Annotated in this window: 23 protein-coding genes; 18 read left to right on the forward strand and 5 right to left on the reverse strand. The window is 69.1% G+C overall.

What is annotated here, in order from left to right; all coding sequences use genetic code 11:
- Positions 1–29: 29 nt before the first annotated feature.
- A complete protein-coding gene (locus KF889_18520) occupies positions 30–2,048 on the forward strand; it encodes a response regulator (GenBank protein ID MBX3501439.1) in 2,019 nt (672 codons plus the stop codon).
- 6 nt (positions 2,049–2,054) lie between these two features.
- On the opposite strand, the gene KF889_18525 is transcribed toward KF889_18520, so the two are convergent.
- Positions 2,055–2,285: a hypothetical protein gene (locus tag KF889_18525; protein ID MBX3501440.1), complete on the reverse strand. Its 231-nt coding sequence runs from the start codon at positions 2,283–2,285 to the stop codon at positions 2,055–2,057.
- 302 nt (positions 2,286–2,587) lie between these two features.
- Here KF889_18525 and KF889_18530 point away from each other — a divergent pair, with 302 nt between their 5' ends.
- From KF889_18530 to KF889_18565, 8 genes are all read left to right on the forward strand, one after another.
- A complete protein-coding gene (locus KF889_18530; protein MBX3501441.1) occupies positions 2,588–3,679 on the forward strand; it encodes a methionine ABC transporter ATP-binding protein in 1,092 nt (363 codons plus the stop codon).
- Complete coding sequence (locus tag KF889_18535; GenBank protein ID MBX3501442.1) at positions 3,669–4,334, forward strand: ABC transporter permease; 666 nt, start codon at positions 3,669–3,671, stop codon at positions 4,332–4,334. The genes KF889_18530 and KF889_18535 overlap by 11 nt, the downstream gene beginning before the upstream one ends.
- Positions 4,335–4,347: 13 nt before the next feature.
- Positions 4,348–5,136, forward strand: coding sequence for a MetQ/NlpA family ABC transporter substrate-binding protein (locus KF889_18540; GenBank protein ID MBX3501443.1), 789 nt, complete (start codon positions 4,348–4,350; stop codon positions 5,134–5,136).
- Between the two features lie 193 nt (positions 5,137–5,329).
- Complete coding sequence (locus KF889_18545) at positions 5,330–5,578, forward strand: type II toxin-antitoxin system Phd/YefM family antitoxin (GenBank protein MBX3501444.1); 249 nt, start codon at positions 5,330–5,332, stop codon at positions 5,576–5,578.
- A complete protein-coding gene (locus KF889_18550) occupies positions 5,575–5,997 on the forward strand; it encodes a type II toxin-antitoxin system VapC family toxin (protein MBX3501445.1) in 423 nt (140 codons plus the stop codon). Before KF889_18545 ends, KF889_18550 begins: the two co-directional genes overlap by 4 nt.
- 134 nt (positions 5,998–6,131) lie before the next feature.
- Complete coding sequence (locus KF889_18555) at positions 6,132–6,476, forward strand: hypothetical protein (GenBank protein MBX3501446.1); 345 nt, start codon at positions 6,132–6,134, stop codon at positions 6,474–6,476.
- Between the two features lie 300 nt (positions 6,477–6,776).
- Positions 6,777–7,871 (forward strand): 2OG-Fe(II) oxygenase, encoded by a 1,095-nt coding sequence (locus KF889_18560; GenBank protein ID MBX3501447.1) that lies wholly within the window; start codon positions 6,777–6,779, stop codon positions 7,869–7,871.
- 122 nt (positions 7,872–7,993) lie between these two features.
- Positions 7,994–9,430 carry a sodium:proton antiporter gene (locus KF889_18565; protein MBX3501448.1) on the forward strand — a complete coding sequence of 479 codons (1,437 nt, stop codon included), beginning with the start codon at positions 7,994–7,996 and terminating at the stop codon, positions 9,428–9,430.
- 97 nt (positions 9,431–9,527) lie between these two features.
- Here the strand turns inward: KF889_18565 and KF889_18570 are convergent, their stop codons facing one another.
- Positions 9,528–9,839 (reverse strand): hypothetical protein, encoded by a 312-nt coding sequence (locus KF889_18570; protein ID MBX3501449.1) that lies wholly within the window; start codon positions 9,837–9,839, stop codon positions 9,528–9,530.
- A 114-nt stretch (positions 9,840–9,953) separates the two neighbouring features.
- Here KF889_18570 and KF889_18575 point away from each other — a divergent pair, with 114 nt between their 5' ends.
- The 5 genes from KF889_18575 to KF889_18595 all read left to right on the forward strand — a co-directional run bounded on the left by KF889_18575 (position 9,954) and on the right by KF889_18595 (position 13,509).
- The gene (locus tag KF889_18575) at positions 9,954–11,345 is read left to right on the forward strand and encodes a phenylacetate--CoA ligase family protein (protein MBX3501450.1); all 1,392 of its coding nucleotides are present in this window, start codon (positions 9,954–9,956) and stop codon (positions 11,343–11,345) included.
- Between the two features lie 235 nt (positions 11,346–11,580).
- Positions 11,581–11,829 carry a hypothetical protein gene (locus KF889_18580; GenBank protein ID MBX3501451.1) on the forward strand — a complete coding sequence of 83 codons (249 nt, stop codon included), beginning with the start codon at positions 11,581–11,583 and terminating at the stop codon, positions 11,827–11,829.
- A gap of 3 nt (positions 11,830–11,832) precedes the next feature.
- The gene (locus KF889_18585; GenBank protein ID MBX3501452.1) at positions 11,833–12,054 is read left to right on the forward strand and encodes a hypothetical protein; all 222 of its coding nucleotides are present in this window, start codon (positions 11,833–11,835) and stop codon (positions 12,052–12,054) included.
- 70 nt (positions 12,055–12,124) lie between these two features.
- Positions 12,125–12,517: a hypothetical protein gene (locus KF889_18590; GenBank protein ID MBX3501453.1), complete on the forward strand. Its 393-nt coding sequence runs from the start codon at positions 12,125–12,127 to the stop codon at positions 12,515–12,517.
- Between the two features lie 215 nt (positions 12,518–12,732).
- Positions 12,733–13,509 carry a hypothetical protein gene (locus tag KF889_18595; protein ID MBX3501454.1) on the forward strand — a complete coding sequence of 259 codons (777 nt, stop codon included), beginning with the start codon at positions 12,733–12,735 and terminating at the stop codon, positions 13,507–13,509.
- Positions 13,510–13,512: 3 nt separating this feature from the next.
- Here the strand turns inward: KF889_18595 and KF889_18600 are convergent, their stop codons facing one another.
- Complete coding sequence (locus tag KF889_18600) at positions 13,513–14,004, reverse strand: DUF861 domain-containing protein (GenBank protein MBX3501455.1); 492 nt, start codon at positions 14,002–14,004, stop codon at positions 13,513–13,515.
- Positions 14,005–14,161: 157 nt separating this feature from the next.
- Here KF889_18600 and KF889_18605 point away from each other — a divergent pair, with 157 nt between their 5' ends.
- Both KF889_18605 and KF889_18610 read left to right on the forward strand, forming a co-directional pair.
- Positions 14,162–14,794 (forward strand): hypothetical protein, encoded by a 633-nt coding sequence (locus KF889_18605; protein MBX3501456.1) that lies wholly within the window; start codon positions 14,162–14,164, stop codon positions 14,792–14,794.
- 68 nt (positions 14,795–14,862) lie between these two features.
- Positions 14,863–15,195 carry a hypothetical protein gene (locus KF889_18610; GenBank protein ID MBX3501457.1) on the forward strand — a complete coding sequence of 111 codons (333 nt, stop codon included), beginning with the start codon at positions 14,863–14,865 and terminating at the stop codon, positions 15,193–15,195.
- A 14-nt stretch (positions 15,196–15,209) separates the two neighbouring features.
- Here the strand turns inward: KF889_18610 and KF889_18615 are convergent, their stop codons facing one another.
- The gene (locus KF889_18615) at positions 15,210–15,815 is read right to left on the reverse strand and encodes a hypothetical protein (GenBank protein ID MBX3501458.1); all 606 of its coding nucleotides are present in this window, start codon (positions 15,813–15,815) and stop codon (positions 15,210–15,212) included.
- A gap of 548 nt (positions 15,816–16,363) precedes the next feature.
- On the opposite strand from KF889_18615, the gene KF889_18620 reads away from it, so the two are divergent.
- Positions 16,364–17,164 (forward strand): hypothetical protein, encoded by an 801-nt coding sequence (locus KF889_18620; GenBank protein MBX3501459.1) that lies wholly within the window; start codon positions 16,364–16,366, stop codon positions 17,162–17,164.
- Positions 17,165–17,277: 113 nt separating this feature from the next.
- Positions 17,278–18,219 carry a glycosyltransferase family 2 protein gene (locus KF889_18625; protein ID MBX3501460.1) on the forward strand — a complete coding sequence of 314 codons (942 nt, stop codon included), beginning with the start codon at positions 17,278–17,280 and terminating at the stop codon, positions 18,217–18,219.
- A 25-nt stretch (positions 18,220–18,244) separates the two neighbouring features.
- On the opposite strand, the gene KF889_18630 is transcribed toward KF889_18625, so the two are convergent.
- Positions 18,245–19,381, reverse strand: a complete 1,137-nt coding sequence (locus KF889_18630) for a hypothetical protein (protein MBX3501461.1) — start codon at positions 19,379–19,381, stop codon at positions 18,245–18,247.
- Between the last annotated feature and the right edge of the window lie 211 nt (positions 19,382–19,592).

Consider the following 19,592-nt stretch of genomic DNA (forward strand, 5'->3'; position numbering starts at 1 on the left):
GAGCCATTCCCGACGCCGAACCCCTCGCCCTGATCTTCGCGCCGCAGGGACGCGACGCCGAGGTCGCACGCGCCCTGCTGAAGGAGGCGGGTATCGCCGCGCTGATCTGCGCCGACCTTGCGGCGCTGGAGCGGGCGATCGACGAGCGCACCTCGTTCGTGATCCTCACCGAGGGCGCGGCCGCGGCCGGCGATCTGCGCGGCATCGCCAAGCTGCTGGCGGCGCAGCCGGCGTGGTCCGACCTGCCCTTCATCGTGCTCACCCGGCGCGGCGGCGACATAGAGCGCAATCCCGCCGCGGCGCGGCTCTCGCAGGTGCTGGGCAACGTCACGTTCCTCGAACGCCCGTTCCATCCCACGACCTTCGTCAGCCTCGCGCGCACGGCGGTGCGCAGCCGGCGTCGCCAGTACGAGGCACGCACCCACATGCGCGCGCTGGCCGAGGGCGAGCGGCGCCTGCAGAGCGCGCTGCAGGCCGGCCGCCTCGGATCGTGGGAGCTCGATCTCGACAGCCGGCAATTGACGGCGACGGAGGCATGCAAGGCGCTGTACGGCCGCCAGCCGCACGAGGGCCTGTCGTGGGACGAGCTGGTGGCGGCGATCCATCCCGAGGACCGCGGCTGGGCGCAGGACGCGCTGCGCCGCTCGATCGAGGTCGGCGGCGACTACGCCATCGAGTACCGCACGGTGTGGCGCGACGGCAGCGTGCAATGGGCCGAGATCCGCGCGCGCGTCGTGCGCGACGACGGACGCGCGGCGCGGCTGATCGGCGTGTCCGCCGACATCACCGAGCGCAAGACGGCCGAGGAGCGCCTGCACCAGCTCAACGAGACGCTGGAGGATCGCGTCGCCGAGCGCACCCGCGAGCTCGAGGAGGCGCACAAGACGGTCGTGGCCGAGATGACGCAGCGCCAGCGGGCCGAGGACCAGCTGCGCCAGGCGCAGAAGATGGAGATGATCGGCCAGCTCACCGGCGGCATCGCGCACGATTTCAACAACCTGCTGATGGCGGTGATGGGCAATCTCGAGCTGCTGCGCAAGCGCGTGCCGCCCGACGCGCGCATCGTCAGGCTCATCGAGGGCGCCGCGCAGGGCGCGCAGCGCGGCGCCGTGCTGACGCAGCGCCTGCTCGCCTTCGCGCGCCAGCAGGAGCTGCAGGTCGAGCCGAGCGACGTCGCCGCCCTGGTGCGCGGCATGAGCGACCTGCTGGCGCGCTCGGTCGGCGCGCGCATCGAGATCGCCATCGAGGTGCCCGACGGCCTGCCGCGCGCCATGATCGACGCCAACCAGGTCGAGCTGGCGCTGCTCAACCTCGCGGTCAACGCGCGCGACGCCATGCCCGAGGGCGGCTCGCTGTCGATCCGCGCGCAGGGCATCGAGGCGCCGGCCGGCACCGATCTCGCGCCCGGCACCTATGTCCGGCTGTCGGTGGCCGACACCGGCTGCGGCATGGATGCCGAGACCCTGGCCAAGGCCACCGAGCCCTTCTTCTCGACCAAGGAGGTCGGCAAGGGCACCGGGCTGGGCCTGTCGATGGTGCACGGGCTGGCCGTGCAGCTCGGCGGCGCGCTGCGCCTGTCGAGCGAGCCGGGCAAGGGAACCGTGGCCGAGCTGTGGTTCCCCGCCACCGGCGGCGACGCGCCGCGCCGGGACGAGAGCCCCGCGGCCGCGCCCGGGGCGACGCCGGCGCAGGGGCTGAAGATCCTCGTCGTCGACGACGACGTGCTGATCTCGATGAGCACCGTGGGCATGCTCGAGGATCTCGGCCACGAGGCGATCGAGGTCAATTCGGGCGAACGCGCGCTGGAGCTGCTCGCCCAGGACCGCCCGTTCGACCTGATGATCACCGACTATGCGATGCCCCGCATGACGGGCGTGCAGCTGGCGCGCAAGGCGCGCGACGCAAGGCCAGGGCTGCCGATCCTGCTGGCGACCGGCTATGCCGAGACGCCGGCCGGCACCGACCTGCCGCGGCTGTCGAAGCCCTATCACCAGGCACAGCTGGGCGAAGAGATCGCGCGGCTGATGGCGGCGCGCGCCTCGGCGTGATCCCGCTCAGTGCGACGACGATCGCCGCCGCGGCTCGGTGTTTCGCGCGCGCATCATGCCGGTCGTGGCATTGGCCGCGCGCTCCAGCGACTCGGCCTCGGCCTCCAGCCAGTCGGCGTAGGTGCCGAGGTTGGCCCGGTCGGCCTGCGACAGCAGCTGCGCCGACAGACGCCGGGCACGTGCCGCGCTGGCGCGCCCCTCGCGCGCGCGCTCGAGCAATGTTTCCGGGTCCGTCACGCTTCGCTCCTCCCGCGCTGCCACCAACATCGCCAACAATGACGATGCCCCGCGCCCGGTTCCGTCGCCGGCCCTGCCTTAAATCATTCGCGGTGCTGAGGACGCGGACATTCCCGCGGACCCGATCCGTTTCTGCACCACGACTGCCGTCATCGCGGCCCGATCGACGCCATTTCGGGCCCCGATAAATCCCTGTAATATCCAATGGATAGATTATCTTGCAGGCGTCTTGGTTGACGTCCGCGTGCGGTCGATGCAATAGCCGCGCGCCGCCTTCCCCCGGTTTCGCCCCTGTGACCGCCATCACCGCCCCGCCCGCAACCCACGACCTCGAGTCGCCAGCCGCCCGCTCGCGGCCGGTCATCGTCTTCGAGGACGTGCGCAAGACCTACGCCGCGCGCCGCGCCTCGCCCGAGGTCGGCGCGCTCGACGGCGTGTCGCTCTCGGTCGGCGCCGGCGCGATCGTCGGCGTGATCGGCCGCAGCGGCGCGGGCAAGTCGACCCTGATCCGCCTGGTCAACGGGCTGGAGAAGCCGAGCTCGGGCACCGTCACGGTCGACGGCACGGTGATCTCGGCGCTCGACGAGCGCGGCCTGCGCGAGGCGCGGCGCTCGATCGGCATGATCTTCCAGCACTTCAATCTTCTGTCCTCGCGCACCGCCTTCGGCAACGTGGCGCTGCCGCTGGAGATCGCCGGGCGTCCCGCGAGCGAGATCAGGGATCGCGTCCTCATGCTGCTCGAGCTCGTCGGCCTTGCCGGCAAGCGCGACCGCTACCCGGCCGAGCTGTCGGGCGGCGAGAAGCAGCGCGTCGGCATCGCGCGCGCGCTGGCCACCGCGCCCAAGGTGCTGCTCAGCGACGAGGCGACCTCGGCGCTCGACCCCGAGACCACCGCGCAGATCCTGGCGCTTCTCAAGCGCATCAACCGCGAGCTCGGGCTCACCATCCTGCTGATCACCCACGAGATGGCGGTGGTGAAGAGCATCGCCGAGACGGTGGTCGTGCTCGAGGCCGGGCGCATCATCGAAGAGGGCGCGACCTTCGACATCTTCGCCCATCCCTCGCACCCGACGACGCGATCCTTCGTCGGCTCGGTGACCGGCTCGACGCTGCCGCAGGACATCGCCGGCCGCCTCAAGCCGCAGCCCTTCGCCGGCAGCCAGGCGGTGGTGAAGGTGGTGTGGAGCGGCGAGCAGTCGGGCGATCGCGTGCTGGGCCAGCTGGCGCGCGCGCTGTCGATCGAGGTCTCGCTGCTGCATGGCCAGATCGACTCGATCGCCGGCCGGCCGTTCGGCACGCTTACCATCGCCATCCCCGATGCGGCGCTGGAGGCGGTCGTCGCCGAGCTGGCGCGCCAGGAATTGCGCACGGAGGTGCTCGGCCATGTCGCCTGAGGTCCTGCTGGCGATCTTCCACGCCACGCTCGACACGCTGATGATGGTCGCGGTCGCCGCCGGCCTGGGCACGGCGCTGGGCCTGCCCCTGGGCGTCTTCCTCGCCACCAGCCGCACCGGCGAGCTGTTCGCCTCGCCGTGGGCCAACCGCGTGCTGGGCCTGATCGTCAACGCCACGCGCTCGACGCCATTCATCATCCTCGTCGTCGCCATCATCCCCTTCACGCGGCTGATCGCCGGCACCTCGATCGGCACGGCGGCGGCCATCGTGCCGCTCACCGTCGCCGCCACGCCGTTCATCGCGCGACTCGTCGAAGCGGCGATCCGCGAGCTCGACCACGGCCTGATCGAGGCGGCGCGGGCCATGGGCGCGACGCCGCTGCAGATCGTCATCAAGGTGCTGCTGCCCGAGGCGCTGCCGGCCATCGCGCTGGCGCTCACGCTGGCCACCGTCAGCCTGATCGGCTACTCGGCCATGGTCGGCGCCGTCGGCGGCGGCGGGCTGGGCGATCTCGGCATCCGCTACGGCTACCAGCGCTTCATGCCCGACGTGATGGCCGCCGTGGTCGTCGTCCTCATCCTCATCGTCCAGGCCGTGCAGAGCCTGGGCGACCGGCTGGCGCGCCGGCTCGACAAGCGCAAGCGACATTCATAAGGAGAAGCCCCCAATGTCCTCACGTCGTCTGTTCATCACGGCCCTCGCCGCCTCGCTGCTCGCCGGCGCCGCGAGCGTCGCGGCCCAGACCACCATCAAGGTCGGCGTCACCGCCGGCCCGCCGGCGCAGATCATGGAGGCGGTGAAGGCGGTCGCCGCCAAGAAGGGACTGACGATCCAGATCGTCGAGTTCACCGATTTCATCATCCCCAACACCGCGCTCGATTCGGGCGAGATCCAGGCCAACGCCTTCCAGCACCAGCCCTACCTCGACAACCAGAAGAACGACCGCAAGTTCAAGATCGACTCGGTGGGCCAGACCTACACCGTGCCGCTCGGCATCTACTCGAAGAAGCACAAGAGCTGGGCCGAGGTGCCGGTCGGCGCCTCGATCGCCATCCCCAACGATCCGACCAATGGCGGCCGCGCGCTGCTGCTGCTGCAGGCCAAGGGCATCATCAAGCTCAAGCCGAATGTCGGGCTGAAGCCGACGCCGCTCGACATCGTCGACAACCCGCGCAAGCTCAAGATCGTCGAGATCGACGCGGCGCAGACCTCGCGCTCGCTCGACGACGTCGCCGCCGCGGCGATCAACACCAACTACGCCGTGCAGGCCGGCCTCGACCCGGCCAAGGACGCCATCCTGCAGGAGGACCCGCAGGGCCCCTACGTCAACGTCATCGCCGTGCGCACGGCCGACAAGGACAAGCCCTGGGTGAAGATCCTGGTCGAGAGCTACCGCTCGCCCGAGGTGAAGGCCTTCATGGCGCAGAAGTTCGCGAGCTTCCTGCCGTCGTGGTGAGCTCATACCTTCCCCCGGAGGGGGAAGGTGGCGCGCAGCGACGGAAGGGGGATGTCGAAGACGGACTCCTGCGTTCGTCTTCAACATCCCCCTTCCGCCCTTCGGGCACCTTCCCCCTCCGGGGGAAGGGTATTCTCGTTTCTCCGCCAGATGACTATCATGACCATATAGTCATTTGAGCCGGGAGGTGGCCATGGACAACTGGACCGTCGCCGAGGCCAAGTCGCGCTTCAGCGAGATGATCGAGCAGGCGCGGGCCAAGGGGCCGCAGACCATCACCCGCCGCGGCCGGGCCGCGGCCATCGTCGTGTCGGCCGAGGAATGGGAGCGCAAGTCGAAGCGCACCGGCAATCTGGCGGAGTTCTTCGCCGCCTCGCCGCTGCGCGGCTCGGGTCTCGCCGTCGCACGCAGGAAGGATCGGGCGCGCAAGGTCGCGCTGTGAGCTTCCTGCTCGACACCAATGTCGTGTCGGAGTGGGTCAGGCCGAGACCCGACCCCGGGGTCGTCGCCTGGCTGGCGGCGGCCGACGAGGACCGCGTGTTCCTGAGCGTGGTGAGCCTGGCCGAGCTTCGCCACGGCATCGATCGCCTGGCCGACGGCAGGCGGCGGCACAGCCTTGATGCCTGGCTGCGCGAGCAGCTGCCGCTGCGCTTCGCGGACCGCATCCTGCCGGTCGACCGGGCCATCGCCGATCGGTGGGGCGTGCTGGTGGCGCGACGCGACGCGGCGGGCCGGCCGATCGGCGCCATGGACGCCTTCATCGCCGCCACCGCCGCCGTCCACGGGTTGACCTTGGTGACGCGCAACGCGGCGGATTTCCAGTCGGTGGTGATGGAGATCGTCAATCCCTGGCGCGACTGAGCACGCCGCCCTCTTGCGGCGCGGTGGTTCGGGGCTATAACTCGACGCAGGACAGCGACAGCCGCCGAGATCTCGCCCGTGCCGCCAATCAGGTTCGCCTTCGGCCGATGACTGAAAGCCAGCGTGCCCGCGCCATGAGGTCGTGCGTCGCGCTGGCGGCCTTCATCGTCGGCGCGCTGCTTCATCTGTTCCTGACCGAGGACTTCCGCAATGCGCGATCCGTGCCGGATCCGCTGCTCGACCGGGCGTCCTTCGGCACGCCGATCGGCATAGCCAAGGCCAGCGTCGGCAAGCAGCCGTCGCGGGCGCGCCTGGTGCGCACGACCAGCGGCGGCAAGGACTTCTTCGTCGAGCGTCAGCGATTCTCGCATGACTGGGCGATCCCGGCCGCCCGCGCGGCCCGCGGATACGAGCGCCAGACCGTCGCCTCGTCGGTCGCCGGCACCGCCCATCGGCCGCGGGCCCCTCCGCCAGCCTGACCGACGCCCGGCCCGGTCGTCCCGCGCGGACGGGCGGGCGACCCGCGTCCCCATCATCGCCATCTCGCCGACAGCCTCGGGCCGCGCGCGCGCTCGCCCGCATGCCGGATCGGCCGGACGAGCCCGCATGAGACGAGCCCTCAACAGCACACCGACCCGGATCGCCAGGCGTACGGCGCGCCCGCAGTCGCCCGCGGCCGCTGCTCCGCATACAGTACGGCGATCCGCAACCTGGCCCCCGTCCCCGGACGGGGGCCGCCTTTTCGCCAGCCCGCCCTGAGATCCCATCGGGTCCCCGACATGTCACGCCAACCCGCGATCGGCGAGCGCGCCGCCGACTTCGTCCTCCCGACGCCGAGCAATCCCGAGTTCCATTTCCACGCCGCCGCCGGCCGCAGCACGATTCTCGTCTTCCCCGGCGCGCCGGCGAGCGAGGCCATGAAGGGCCTGATGGCCGAGCTGCGCGTGCTGCGCGACGCGCTCGATGACGAGCAGGCGTCGCTGTTCTTCGCCGTGTCCGACCCGGCGCAGCTCGAAAGCCTCGGCATCCGCCAGCAGACGCCCGGCATCCGCTATTTCATGGACTACGAGCGCAAGGCGGCGGCCGCCTATGGGCTCTGCGCGCCGCAGCCCGGCGAGCGCACGCGGGTCGCGCCACGGATCTTCGTGCTGGACCGCAATTTCCGCTTCCTGCAGATCGTCGAGCTCAAGGAGCGCCGGCCCTGCCTGGCGCCGATCCTCGCCGAGCTGCGCCGCCTGCACCTGCATCATGCCGCGTCGGCCGATGCCAACCACGCGCCGGTCCTGCTGGTCGAGCGCGTCTTCGAGCCGGCGCTCTGCCGCGCGCTCATCGAGCACTACCGCCAGCGCGGCGGGCAGGATTCCGGCTTCATGCGCGAGAAGGACGGGCTGACGGTCGGCGTCCTCGACCATGGCTTCAAGCGGCGCAGCGACTGCGCGATCCAGGACGAGGGCCTGCTCAAGGCGGCGATGTTCCGCATCCACAACCGGCTGGCGCCGGAGATCGCCCGCTCGTTCCAGTTCGCCGCCACCCGCATCGAGCGCCACATCGTCGCGCGCTACGGCGCCGAGAGCGGCGGCTTCTTCCGCCCGCATCGCGACAACACGACCAGGGGCACGGCGCATCGCCGCTTCGCGGTGTCGCTCAACCTCAACGCCGAGGAATACGAGGGCGGCGACCTGCGCTTCCCCGAGTTCGGCCAGCGCACCTACCGCCCGCCGACGGGCGGCGCGATCGTCTTCTCCTGCTCGCTGCTGCACGAGGCGACGGATGTCACACGGGGCGAGCGCTTCGTGTACCTTCCCTTCCTCTACGGCGAGGCCGACGCAGAGCTGCGCGAGCGGAACCGCCGCTTCCTCAAGGAACCGGGCTAGCACCGACTGTCAGTGAGGGATGACAGTGGGGCTGTAATGGGCATTTGCCATCCCGGGTACCAGAACGGCCGGCCGGCGCGCGCGACGCGCCGGCCGGCGGATGTGAACCAGCAGGAGTATTCATGACGGCGCGAATTCGCCTGATCCATCTCGTCGTCGCCCTCGCCGGCGCTCTCGTCGCCCTCGGCGCCACGCCGGCGCTGGCCGCCGGCAACGCGCCGCATGTCGACGGCGCGAAGCTTGGCCTGGTCTGGATCCTGCCGTTCTGCGGCATCCTGCTGTCGATCGCGCTGATGCCGCTGCTGGCGCCGCAATTCTGGCACCACCACTACGGCAAGATCTCCGCCGGCTGGGCGCTCGCCCTGATCGTGCCCTTCGCCTCCATGCACGGCCTGCCGGTCGCCGCCTACGAGGTCGCGCATACCGCGCTGCTCGAGTACCTGCCGTTCATCATCCTGCTGCTGGCGCTGTTCACGGTGACCGGCGGCATCTGCATCACCGGCAACCTGCACGGCTCGCCGTCGATGAACACGGCGCTCCTGGCGGCGGGCACCATGCTGGCGAGCTGGATGGGCACCACCGGGGCGGCGATGCTGCTGATCCGCCCGCTGATGCGTGCCAACGACGATCGCAGGCACAAGACGCACGTCTTCGTCTTCTTCATCTTCCTGGTCGCCAATATCGGCGGTGCGCTGACCCCGCTGGGCGATCCGCCGCTGCTGCTGGGCTTCCTCAAGGGCGTGTCGTTCTTCTGGCCGACCACCCACCTGCTGGCGCCGATGCTGCTGTGCAGCGTCATCCTGCTCGGCGCGTTCTACGCGCTCGACAGCTACTGGTACCGCAAGGAGGGCCACCTGCCGGTCGACCCGACGCCGGACTCGCCGGTGCGGATGCAGGGCGGCATCAACATCGTGCTGCTGATGGCGATCGTCGGCCTCGTGCTGTTCAGCGGCACGTGGAAGCCCGGCGTGACGTTCACGATCTACCATGTCGACGTCGAGTTGCAGAACTTGGTGCGCGACGCGGCACTGCTGCTCATCACCGCCGCCTCGATCAAGCTGACGTCGCGGGCGGCGCGCGCCAACAACGGCTTCACCTGGGCGCCGATCCTCGAGGTCGCCAAGCTGTTCGCCGGCATCTTCCTCACCATCATCCCCGCCATCGCCATCCTCAAGGCCGGCACCGGCGGCGCGATGGCGCCGCTGGTCGCCATGGTCAGCGGCGCCGACGGCACGCCGATCAACGCGTGGTATTTCTGGATGACCGGAATCCTGTCGGCCTTCCTCGACAACGCGCCGACCTATCTGGTGTTCTTCAACCTCGCCGGCGGCGACGCCGGGCGGCTGATGGAGGCGCTCGCGGGAACGCTGACCGCGATCTCCTGCGGCGCGGTCTTCATGGGCGCCATGAGCTATATCGGCAACGCGCCCAACTTCATGGTCAAGGCGGTGATCGAGGATGGCGGCATCCGCATGCCGAGCTTCTTCGGCTACATGGGCTGGTCGGTCGTCTGCCTGCTGCCGCTGTTCATCCTGGTGACGCTGGTCTTCTTCCGCTGACGGGGACGGACCACCTTGTCGTTCCGGGCGCAGCGAGGAAGCCAGGCGTTTCCGCCGGATTCCTCGCTGCGCCCGGAATGACAGGAAAGCCTGCGCCTCAGCGCAACGGCACCGTGACGCCGAAATGCACGCTGCCCAGGCCCGGGTAGATCGGTTGCGGCGCGTAGCGCACCGGCGGCGGGGCGTAGTACGCCGGCGGTGGCGGCGCGTAGTACATCGGCGGCGGCGCGTGATAGGCACGCGGCGGCAAGACATAGACCGGCGCGGCCGGCACCACGACATGGTAGTGCGGCCGCCATTTCTTGCCGCGGCCGCGCTCCCCGCCTTCGCCGCCCTCGGCGGTGGTGGCCAAGGTCGCTGTCGCGCCGATGACGCCGACCAGCAGTCCGGCTTTTCTCTTGATCGACATGACGCCTCTCGCCCGATCCTGGCCAGCAGACTGGTCGCCGAATATGGCCAAAACGTGCACGTCGCCCGGGGCCGTTCTGTGGCCACATTTCGCCGCGCAGGATGGCGCGCACGCATGATCGATCCGCCCTTCGCCAGCGCGCTGCCCGACATCGCCTTCCCCGCCGCCGTCTCGGGCCGCGGCATGGCCAGCCTGTCCTTCCTGTACCAGCTCGAGCGCAGCCAGTGGTGGCCGCCCGAACGCCTGCGCCAGGCTCAGCAGGCGCAGCTGCGCCGCCTGCTGGCGCATGCCGATTCACACGTGCCGTTCTGGCGCGGCCGGCTGCGCGGGCTGATCGAGGCGCCCGAGGGCGAGGCGTTCTGGACGCGCTGGCACATGCTGCCGCCGCTCACGCGCCGGCAGATCCAGGAGGCCGGCGACGCGCTGCTCAGCCCGAGCATGCCCGAGGGCCACGGCGATCTGTCGGAGACCTTCACGTCGGGCTCGACCGGCCAGCCGATCCGCGCCGTGCATTCGGAAATGTGGGAGCTGCTGTGGAGCGCCTTCACGGTGCGCGAGCATCTCTGGCACGGCCGCGATCTTTCGGCGAAGCTCGCGGTGATCCGCTATTCCGACAAGGGCAAGGCGCTGTGGCCCGAGGGCAAGCGCTACGACAGCTGGGGCTTCTCGACCGGCGACATCTTCCGCACCGGCCCCTGCGTCAGCCTCAACATCGCCACGCCGATCGAGCAGCAGCTCGAATGGCTCGAGCGCGAATCGCCCGACTACCTGCTGACCCATCCCACGCTGCTCGACCGCCTGCTGCGCGCGGCGGGCGACTTCCGGCCCGGGCGGCTCAGGCAGGTGCTGACCATCTCCGAGGTCCTGGCGCCGGGCCTGCGCGACTTCTGCCGCGAACGCTGGGGCGTGCCGGTGGTCGACACCTACTCGACGCGCGAATGCGGCTACCTCGCCTTCCAGTGTCCCGACGGCGCGGCGGGACACGAGCGCTATCACCTGCAGGCCGAGAGCGCGCTGATCGAGATCCTCGACGAGGAGGGCGTACCGGCGCCGCCCGGCGCCATTGGCCGCGTGATCGTCACGCCGCTGCACAACCTCGCCATGCCGCTGCTGCGCTACGACCTGGGCGACTACGCGCGCACCGCGAGCGGACCCTGCGCCTGCGGCCGCGGCCTGCCGGCGATCGAGGCCATCCTCGGCCGGCGCCAGAACATGCTGCGCCTGCCCGACGGTTCGGAGCGCTGGCCGCTGCTGTCGGCCGGCGACATCGGCGCGCTGCTGTCGCTGGCGCCGATCCGCCACTACCAGTTCGCGCAGACCGCGCCCGACCGCATCGAGCTGCGCCTGGCCGCCCGGCGCCCGCTGGCCGAGGTCGAGATCGCCCATGTGCTCGACTGGGCGCGCCGCAAGTTCGGCGACGGCTTCCACTTCAACCTCGCCTTCCCGCCCGAGCTGGGCCGCAGCGCCGCCGGCAAGTTCGAGGAGTTCATCTCGCTCGTTCGTTGAGCCTTCAAGAACCGCGAAAACAGCAAGGGTTTGCCGCCAGGCCAATCTCCATATTTCCCTTTTGAGAAAATTAAGGTTGACTTATTTTTCCATTTTTTAGAATATCCCTTTGCGCCGGTGGCACCCCTCCTTGTAAGCGCCGCCGGCAGAGGGGACAGGGGTCCCGGGCAATGCCTCCCACGCCCGGGACCCCGATGTCCCGCCCCTTCTCCCTCCGGGCGGCGGAGCCGATGCCATGCGCGAAACCACCAGGGCGGCGCTGACCGCCAGCCTCGCTGCGCTGGAGCGCATGATCGAGACGCTGTGGGCGATCGCGCCGGCGCGCAGCGAATTCGCCGACGACGCCGACAAGGAGGCCGCCAGCCGGCTGACCCAACTGCTGCTGCAGGCCGCCAGCGAAGCCTCCCGGCTGCGCGCGCGCGTGCGTCTGCCGCTTGACGTGGAGCGCGTCGAGATCGGCTGTGTGCCGGTCGACCCCGTCTGAGCGATGCGCGCGCCGGACGCCCGCCCGACCGTCGCCCCATCGACCATCGCCCCCGCGACTCGCGCCTACGCCACCGCCCGTCGCGCCGAGCTCTTCGTGCTGCTCGACAGCCTGGCCCATGCCCGCCGCCGCGGCTTCGTGCCCTTCGAGCGCCGCCTGCTGCCGCTGACGATCGACAGCATCCGCCGGCTCAACCGCTTCGCCGCGCTGGCGCTGCCACCGTGAGCGCGCCTGCAAAATGTTTGGTACAATAGCCCGGTTGCGTTTGCCTTCCGTCACATTGGTGGGGACACCGATGGCAACGTACATCATGTTCAACCCGCCGCTGGGAAAGTGGCCGCCCCGGTTCGAGGTCCGTGACTTCAAGCTGGGACAGGACGGCAAAGGTGCGGACGGCAGGGGCTATCCCGGACATATGCGCCGGCTTTGGGTACGCAGCGTGCGCGACGCCTTCGTCCACATGGCGGATCCGATCGTGAAGACCGAAGCGGACCGCAAGGCCACCCCCCAGCGCCAGGAAATCCGGGACGCAGCCGACAAGGGCACGGTCTTCAGCTCGGTCACGGTGTTCCAGCCGAACCGGCGGGTCACGATGCAGCGCGTGAAGATCGCCCGCTTCACCGCGTACATCAACGAGCCCCTGACGATGGAACTGCGCTTCGAGACGATGTCGGAAATCACCAGGTGATCGCGACCAGCGACACGCACGAGCTCACGCATCTCGCTTTCGGGGCGCGCCAGCCGGGCACGCTGGTGATCAACACCGACTGCCGATCGCCCAAGTGGCGGCGTGATCAATGATCACGCCGCGTCCGGCGATTGGTCACTGTCCTCGCCCCGCCCGCCTGCGTTAGGCTCGCACGCCGCCGCGAAGGCGCGCGGCTCGTCGCGTGGGACGCCATCATGAGGATCCTGCAGCTGGGATTGGCCTGCCTTGCCCTGGGCGCGAGTGCCTGCGATCCGGTCTACACGGTCGACCTGAGCAACGCCTGGACCTCGACGGGCTACATCAACAGCGGCGCGCGCACGCTGGGCGAGCTCTATGTCTGGAACCGCGACAACGACACGCTCACCAAGCTGATGACCATTCCCGTCGAACCCACCGCGTTGGCGCGCCAGGAATCCGGCGCCCGGCGCGAAGCCGGCAACATCAGGGGATTCGGCCTGAAGGCGAGCGGCAGCTATTCCGGCCTGGCGACGGCCGAGGCCCGGGCCGCGGTCGAGCGCAACCTCAAGATCACCTACATCAACTACCGCACCGAGCCGCTCGCCAATCCGGCCGGCTTCCTGGCCGACTACCTCAACAGCACGATCACCAACGAGAACCGGGGCGAGGTCGAGAACAGCCTTTACCTGCACGCCGCCCTGAAGCAGCCCGACATCTACAAGCTCGTCCTGGTCAGCCAGCTGCTGCGCGCCGACGAAGCGCGCTTCGAGTTCGGCACCGCGGCCTCGCTCGGCGTGCCGGTGAAGGTCGAATCGGTCGGCAGCGGCGCGATCGAGCTGAAGTTCAACCGCGGCTCCGTGGAGCGCGTCGCGGGCAAGGGCGTGGCGGTCAACTTCCAGCTCTCTGTGCTGAAGGTCTCGCAGATCACGCAAGCCGACTATACCGGCTGGGCCTTTCGGGTCGAGGCGGTCGAAACCGGCAACCTCTCCGAGCTGCTGCGCAGATCGTGGTGAGGTTCAGCTGCCGATCATCGATGCCGCGACGGTGGCGACCGTCGTCACGCCGATCAGGGTGAGGCCGGCGACCGCGACGCTGGCGGTGCCCATCGCCTGCAGGACGCGGCGCGCCACCGGCGGCCTGCGGGCGGGACAGGTGATTGCCAGCAGCCGCAGGTATTCCGGGATCTGCCACAGCGCCTCGGTGCCCTGGCGGAAGGTCAGCGTATCGCCCGGCCGCAGGGTCCAGACGCGATGGTTCTCGTCGATCACGCCGCCGGTGCCTTCGACGACATGCACCACCTCGTCGGCCTCGTAGTGGCGGCGGAAACGGCCGGTGGAATAGTCGCGCAGGCCGACCTGGGTGCCGTCGCCGGCCTGCTCGAGCGGCGCGCGGCGCGCGATCGGATCGCCCGACAGAACATCCTGCTCGGCGATGGCCTCGACCTTGAAATCGGCGAAGGCCGGATCATGGAACTGCAGCGGCAGCGCCTTGGTGTTCCGACGTCTCATCAATTTGGCCCAGAATATGACCGCGACAATATAAATCAATAATCGCTCACATATCTCTGAATGTAAAGGAGAAATTTGCACCAGTTTGGACAGTAGTTTAGCATTGCCGCCGGCTGACATCGGCGGCATGGTCCACACGCACAGGGGGAGAAAGGCGATGGCTGTCTACCTGAACGAGCTGGAAGTCGGCGAGGCCAACGACCTGGTCGGGTTCCCCCACCTCCTGGTCTGCATGGGCATCGTGGTGCTGACCAACAACAGCATGTTCGGGCTGCACATCGACACCACCCAGCCGGCCCAGCTGACCACCGCCTACAACGCCTTCAACAACTTCATCGGCGGGCGCGGCGCCGGCCCGATCGCCGCGCTGTACGGCAGCTGCAACCACGATGTCCGCTACGCCAACAGCAACAACAAGCAGGCAGCGTGGCAGGCCGAGATGACCCAGGTGGCCGGCACTTTGAACGGCGGCTGGCACGGCCCTGTACGCGGCTTCGACACGTCAATCGTCGCGCCGCGCGACGGCACCTATGTCGAGTACGCCCCCGACTATGGCGGCAGCGCGTGCTCGATCCATTACAAGCGCAACGAGAAGATGAACTACGCCAAGACCGGGCACAGCGGCACGTTGGGGTTCAATCCCGACATCAAGAAGATCAGCCTCTACAAGGGCACGCTTGTCGACGTGCTGAGCGAGACCAGCGGCGCCGCGATCAAGCGGACCTGGTCGAACAAGGGCCTGCTGCACGAGGTCAACTACGCCGCGCGGCTGCTGAGCTTCGACGCCTGACCCTTGACGTGAGGGCCGCCTCTATAGAACAAATAGCGAACATCCATGCTGAAGGAGAGGACAGCCCGATGGATCGCGCGGCCTTCATCGAGCATTTCCGCATCGTCATCCTGGTCGAAGTGATCCTGAGGATGGGCTCGCGCCTGTCGCCGGATCCGCAGGCCGAGGCGCTGGCGGCGTACGAGGCGTTGCGGCGCGCGGGCGGTGAGACCAGCCTCGCGCCACGGGCCTTCGCCGACGCCGTCGCGCCCGAGCTCGCCGGGCTGTTCTGCGAATGGCAGCGCGGCAGGCGCGTCGATGCCGCCGAGGTGGCCGGCGTCGTGTTCGACGGCCTGGCGCGTGCCGGCGCGAGCATCGAGCGGCGGCCGACCTCCTCCGCCCCGTCGCGCGCCGCCGATTGACCGCGGGACTTCTATTATTCGGGCGGCGCGCCGCCGAAGACGATCACGCCGCCTTCGTTGGCGACGCTGTGGGCGGCCGCGCGGCCCTGGGCGTTGGTCACGCCATCGACCACGTCGCGCGCCGTACGCGCGCTGAGTGTCGCGGTGCCCCCTGCGGGCGACAACGGCTTGCCATGGACGTCGACCACAGGCCGCGCGACCTGCAGCCTGAGCAGGCCATCGCCGGCGAGATCGACGGTCAATGCATCGGCGCCGCCGATGGTGAGCTTGTCCAGGGTGGCGATGATCGCACCGCTCATGCCCGACGACGGGCCGGCGAGGCCGACAAGGCCGCCCTCGCGCACGGTGATGGCGCGCTGATCGATGGGCACAAGGCCAAGGGCGGGATTGACGACGGGCGATGGCGCGCGGCCGACAGGCCGGACTGTCGCCGTCGTGACGGCGGACGGGGGCGGAATCGTAGGCGGAGGAGGAGCAGCCAGGACCATCACCCGCTGGCTGCCACCGCCCGACGCACCAGAGGTGATCGAGATGGTGCCGGGGATACCGAGGCTGCCGCCGGCGTTCAACGTGATGGTGCCGCCGGTCGCGATGGTGCCCGATATGGTGACCGGACTCACTGTCGGGGGTGCCGAGATGGTCACCGACCCACCAACCGAAACCACATGACCGCCAATCCGCTGCGCCGATGCCGGCCCGCCCGAGCCAAGCATGCCAGCACCCAGAACGACCACGACGACCGCACTCTTCAGCGCAGTCGATGCCGACTCAACCCCGCGCTTCCCCAACTTTGCCCCCCTGGGACTGCACTGGTCCTGCGACAAGTCTAGCGGATTGCTTCGTGGTTGCAAGCCGGCCGGGTTCGGCACGCCGTTGGCGATAGGCGCAATCCCCTGAACTGGTGGATTCGCTGGGCGATCGACGGTGGAGGCGGCGGTCATGACGATCAGGTTGGAGATGCGTCGACGCTGACCCCGCACGCCGCGAGGAAGAGCCCCTTATGCTTTGTTCTGCCGCTGGTTTTATGCTTTTGCAGTAGCCTTCACCAAAACGGACTAATTCCATGCGGTTGGGGAACATTCGTAATTGATTGCATTTATGATGAGTGATACAGTTTTGATATTACGTATCTTATTTCAAATTCATTTTCTCAGTCATTGGATAGGATATGAAGAATTATTTTGTCCGCCATATTTCGGCGGGCGTGCTGGCTGCCGGTCTGGCGGTCAGTGCGATCATCCCGGTAACCCACGCCACGGATGCACCTGATCAGAGCCGCCGGCTCGAGGAGTTGGTGCGCGCCTTCGACGAGAGCGCGATGCGGGTCAACGGCTCGCGCGCCCAGGAGCTGGCCCGCTGGACCGGCACGATCTACCTGGCCATCGCCGACACCCCGGGCCTCGAGCGCGTCGCGGGTGAAGCCGAGAACATGGTCCGCACCCTGGCCGCCTTCACCCGGGTCAACGTCGAGCGCGTCGCCGTCAGCGATCCACGCCGCAACTTCCTGATCAAGGCCAGCACTCGCGAGTCGAATGGCAGGACCCCCTGCCTGTCGGCCGTCGACTGGGACGACTGGGGTCGCATGGCCACGGTCGAGGTGCACGTGAACCTGACGAACGCCGCCCGGCTGACGCGCTGCATCAATCACGAGATCCTGCACGGCTTCGGCCTGCGGTCGCACCCCGAGACCGCCTACTCCGTCCTGAGCTACCGGTACGTCAATCAGGCGCACCTGACGGAGATCGACGAGGTCGTCCTCGCCACGCTGTACGACCCGCGTGTGCCGGTGACGGGTTCGATGCCGAACATCGCCCGCATCGCCTGCGGCGTCATGGCCGAGAAGCTGAACATGACCGCGGCGGCCGCGGAGCCGATCTGCGCGCGGCGCTCGGCGCCGTCGCGACAGGGATTGTTCGCATCCCTCAGCGCGAGCGGCAGCGAGCGCGAGCGCGAGCACATCGGGCAGTGAGCCTTTCGCCCCCGGCCGTCAGGCGGCCGGGGGCGCTTTCATTCGGCCGATCGCCGGCATAGACTCGCCCAGATGGAGTTCTTCCGTTTCGCGGCCTTCGCCGACGCCAATAGATGCCGACCGATCGTCCTCTCGTCACCGCGCTGATCAATTCATACAACTACGCGCGCTATCTCCCGTTCGCGATCAACAGCGTCATCAACCAGACCTATCCGAACATCGAGATCATCCTCGTCGACGACGGCTCGACCGATTTCACCCCGGCGCTGGCCGCGCAGTACGGCCACAGGGTGCGCTGGGTGCGCACGGAGAACGGCGGCCAGGGGCACGCCTTCAATGTCGGCATTCCCCTGGCGCGGGGCGAGCTCATCATGCTGCTCGACGCCGACGATTGCTGGCTGCCGGACAAGGTCGAGCGCATGGTCGCCATGGCGGCCAGGCATCCGCGCGCCGCGCTGCTCTATCACCGCTTCCAGAACATCGACCCGCATGGCAAGGAGGTCGGCCCGCCTCAGCCAGTCCCGCTGATCAGCGGCGACTACCGGCGCACCTACCTGAATTCGGGCGGAACCTGGTGGAGTCCCATCACCTCCGTCCTTGTGCTGCGCACGGCGCACATCCAGAAGGCGATCCCGATCCCGACCTACGCGGTCCGTGAGGGCGCCGACACCATCATCGCCGATTACTGCGTCGTGACGTCCGAGGTCGCCTCCGAACCGGATGCCCTGACCTTGCGGCTGCTGCACGGGTCCAATCTCTACGCCGCCGGCCGCACCCGCTACCTGTACCGCTCCAGGGAGATCCGCGAGAGCGACGTGCGCCGCATCGAATGGCGCATGTTCGCGATGCGCCAGCTCATGGACCGGCTGGGCATCCGCTTCGACGTCGACATCGACCGCAACGAGTGGCGGACGACCAACCTCTACTGGCTGGGCCGGGCCTCGTTCTGGTCGATGCTGAGGGCCTGCATGCTCAGCCCGGAGCCTGGCATCCACCGCAGGCTCGAGCGACTGAGGTGGATCATCAAGGGCAAGCGACTGTACAGGAACGGCTGACGAGCAAGGCTGCCCGAGGGCCGCGCTAGGCGGCTGCCAGCCCGCCCGCCTCGAGGATCGCGGGCAGCGCGTCGGGCAGGGCGTCCTTCGCCAGCTGTCGCGCCTGACGCTGCGCGGCGGCGAGCGGAGCGCCGTCCTTGACGATCGCCCGGAAGGTGCTGGCGAATTCGTCCACCGAGACGTTCGGCGTCCGGGTCCACTGAAACCCCATCCTGCTCGTGCTCGCGTTGAGCGCCTTCTGTTCGCGGGTCCACGGCACATGCAGCTGCGGACGGCCGAGCAGGAGCGCGCGCTGGGCAACGTCGTGCTCGCCGTGATGGATGATCGCGCTGGCATGACGCGCGTGCTCGAGGAGCGCGGCGTGCTCGTCCCAGACCGTCGCCTTCGGATGCTGCTCGAGGAAGCGCCGCATGCCGGTCGTGCCGCCATGGACGAAGACGTCGACGGCCGCGCCCGGAACACCGCCGGCCAGGGCGAGGACCATCGTCTCCACGCCGGGGCACGCGACATCGAGGAAGGCCGCCAGCGCCGGCGCCCCCTCGACCGGGCTTGGCGCCACGGCGCCGCCCAGCAGCCCGGCCGAGCCGGTGCGGCGCAGCTTCAGGTAGGGATCGAAAGCCGGCACGCCGTACAGCACCTGATGGCAGCGCCCGAGAACGTCCGACAGCGCGCCAAGCTCGGCGCGGCCGGCCCGCACGAGCGCTGCGTTGGCGTTGGCGAGCAGCGTCTCGTCCGAGGCGATCGGTGTCGAGTCCGCCGACAAACGCGGGAACGAATCGCCCAGTATCGGCGGCAGGCAGCAGCCGTGACCGAGCGCGACGGTGCGCGCGACCGATGGGCCGAGCATCCAGACGATCGGGGCGCCAAAGGCGTAGATGACGTCGGGCTTCACGCTGTCGATCAGGCGCATCCAGACGTCGACCAGCGTCATCAGCCCCTTACTGTCGTCGAAGCCGTTGGTGGCCATCGCGTCGGCAAAGCCGTCGACGGGCGGGCGCTTCGCCGCGCGTTGCAGCGCATCGCGCGGCAGTGGCGCCTGAAGGAGATCGCCGGGAACCCAGGCGCCGGCGAAATCGACGAGCGATACCGGGTCGCCGATGGCATAGCTGACGTCGCAATCGCGATCGGCGAGCGCCCGGCCGATGCTCAGCGCATCGCGCAACAGCTCCGGCGGTGCGCCGAACTCGCCGGCGATCAGGACCCGCGTCATGCTGGACTCATGCGCATGCGCGCTCGCGCGCCGACCTGCTGCGCGTGTCGCCCCTGACGCCGGGCGTCTCGCCGGTCCGTTCGAAGCCATCTACCGCCATCGGCTCAGGGCGCGTCACCGTCTCGCCCTCGACCGGCTCGAGGTCGAAGAGGTCACACAGCGC

It is taken from the genome of Alphaproteobacteria bacterium (genome assembly GCA_019635875.1).
Taxonomy (GTDB): Bacteria; Pseudomonadota; Alphaproteobacteria; order Reyranellales; family Reyranellaceae; genus JAFAZJ01.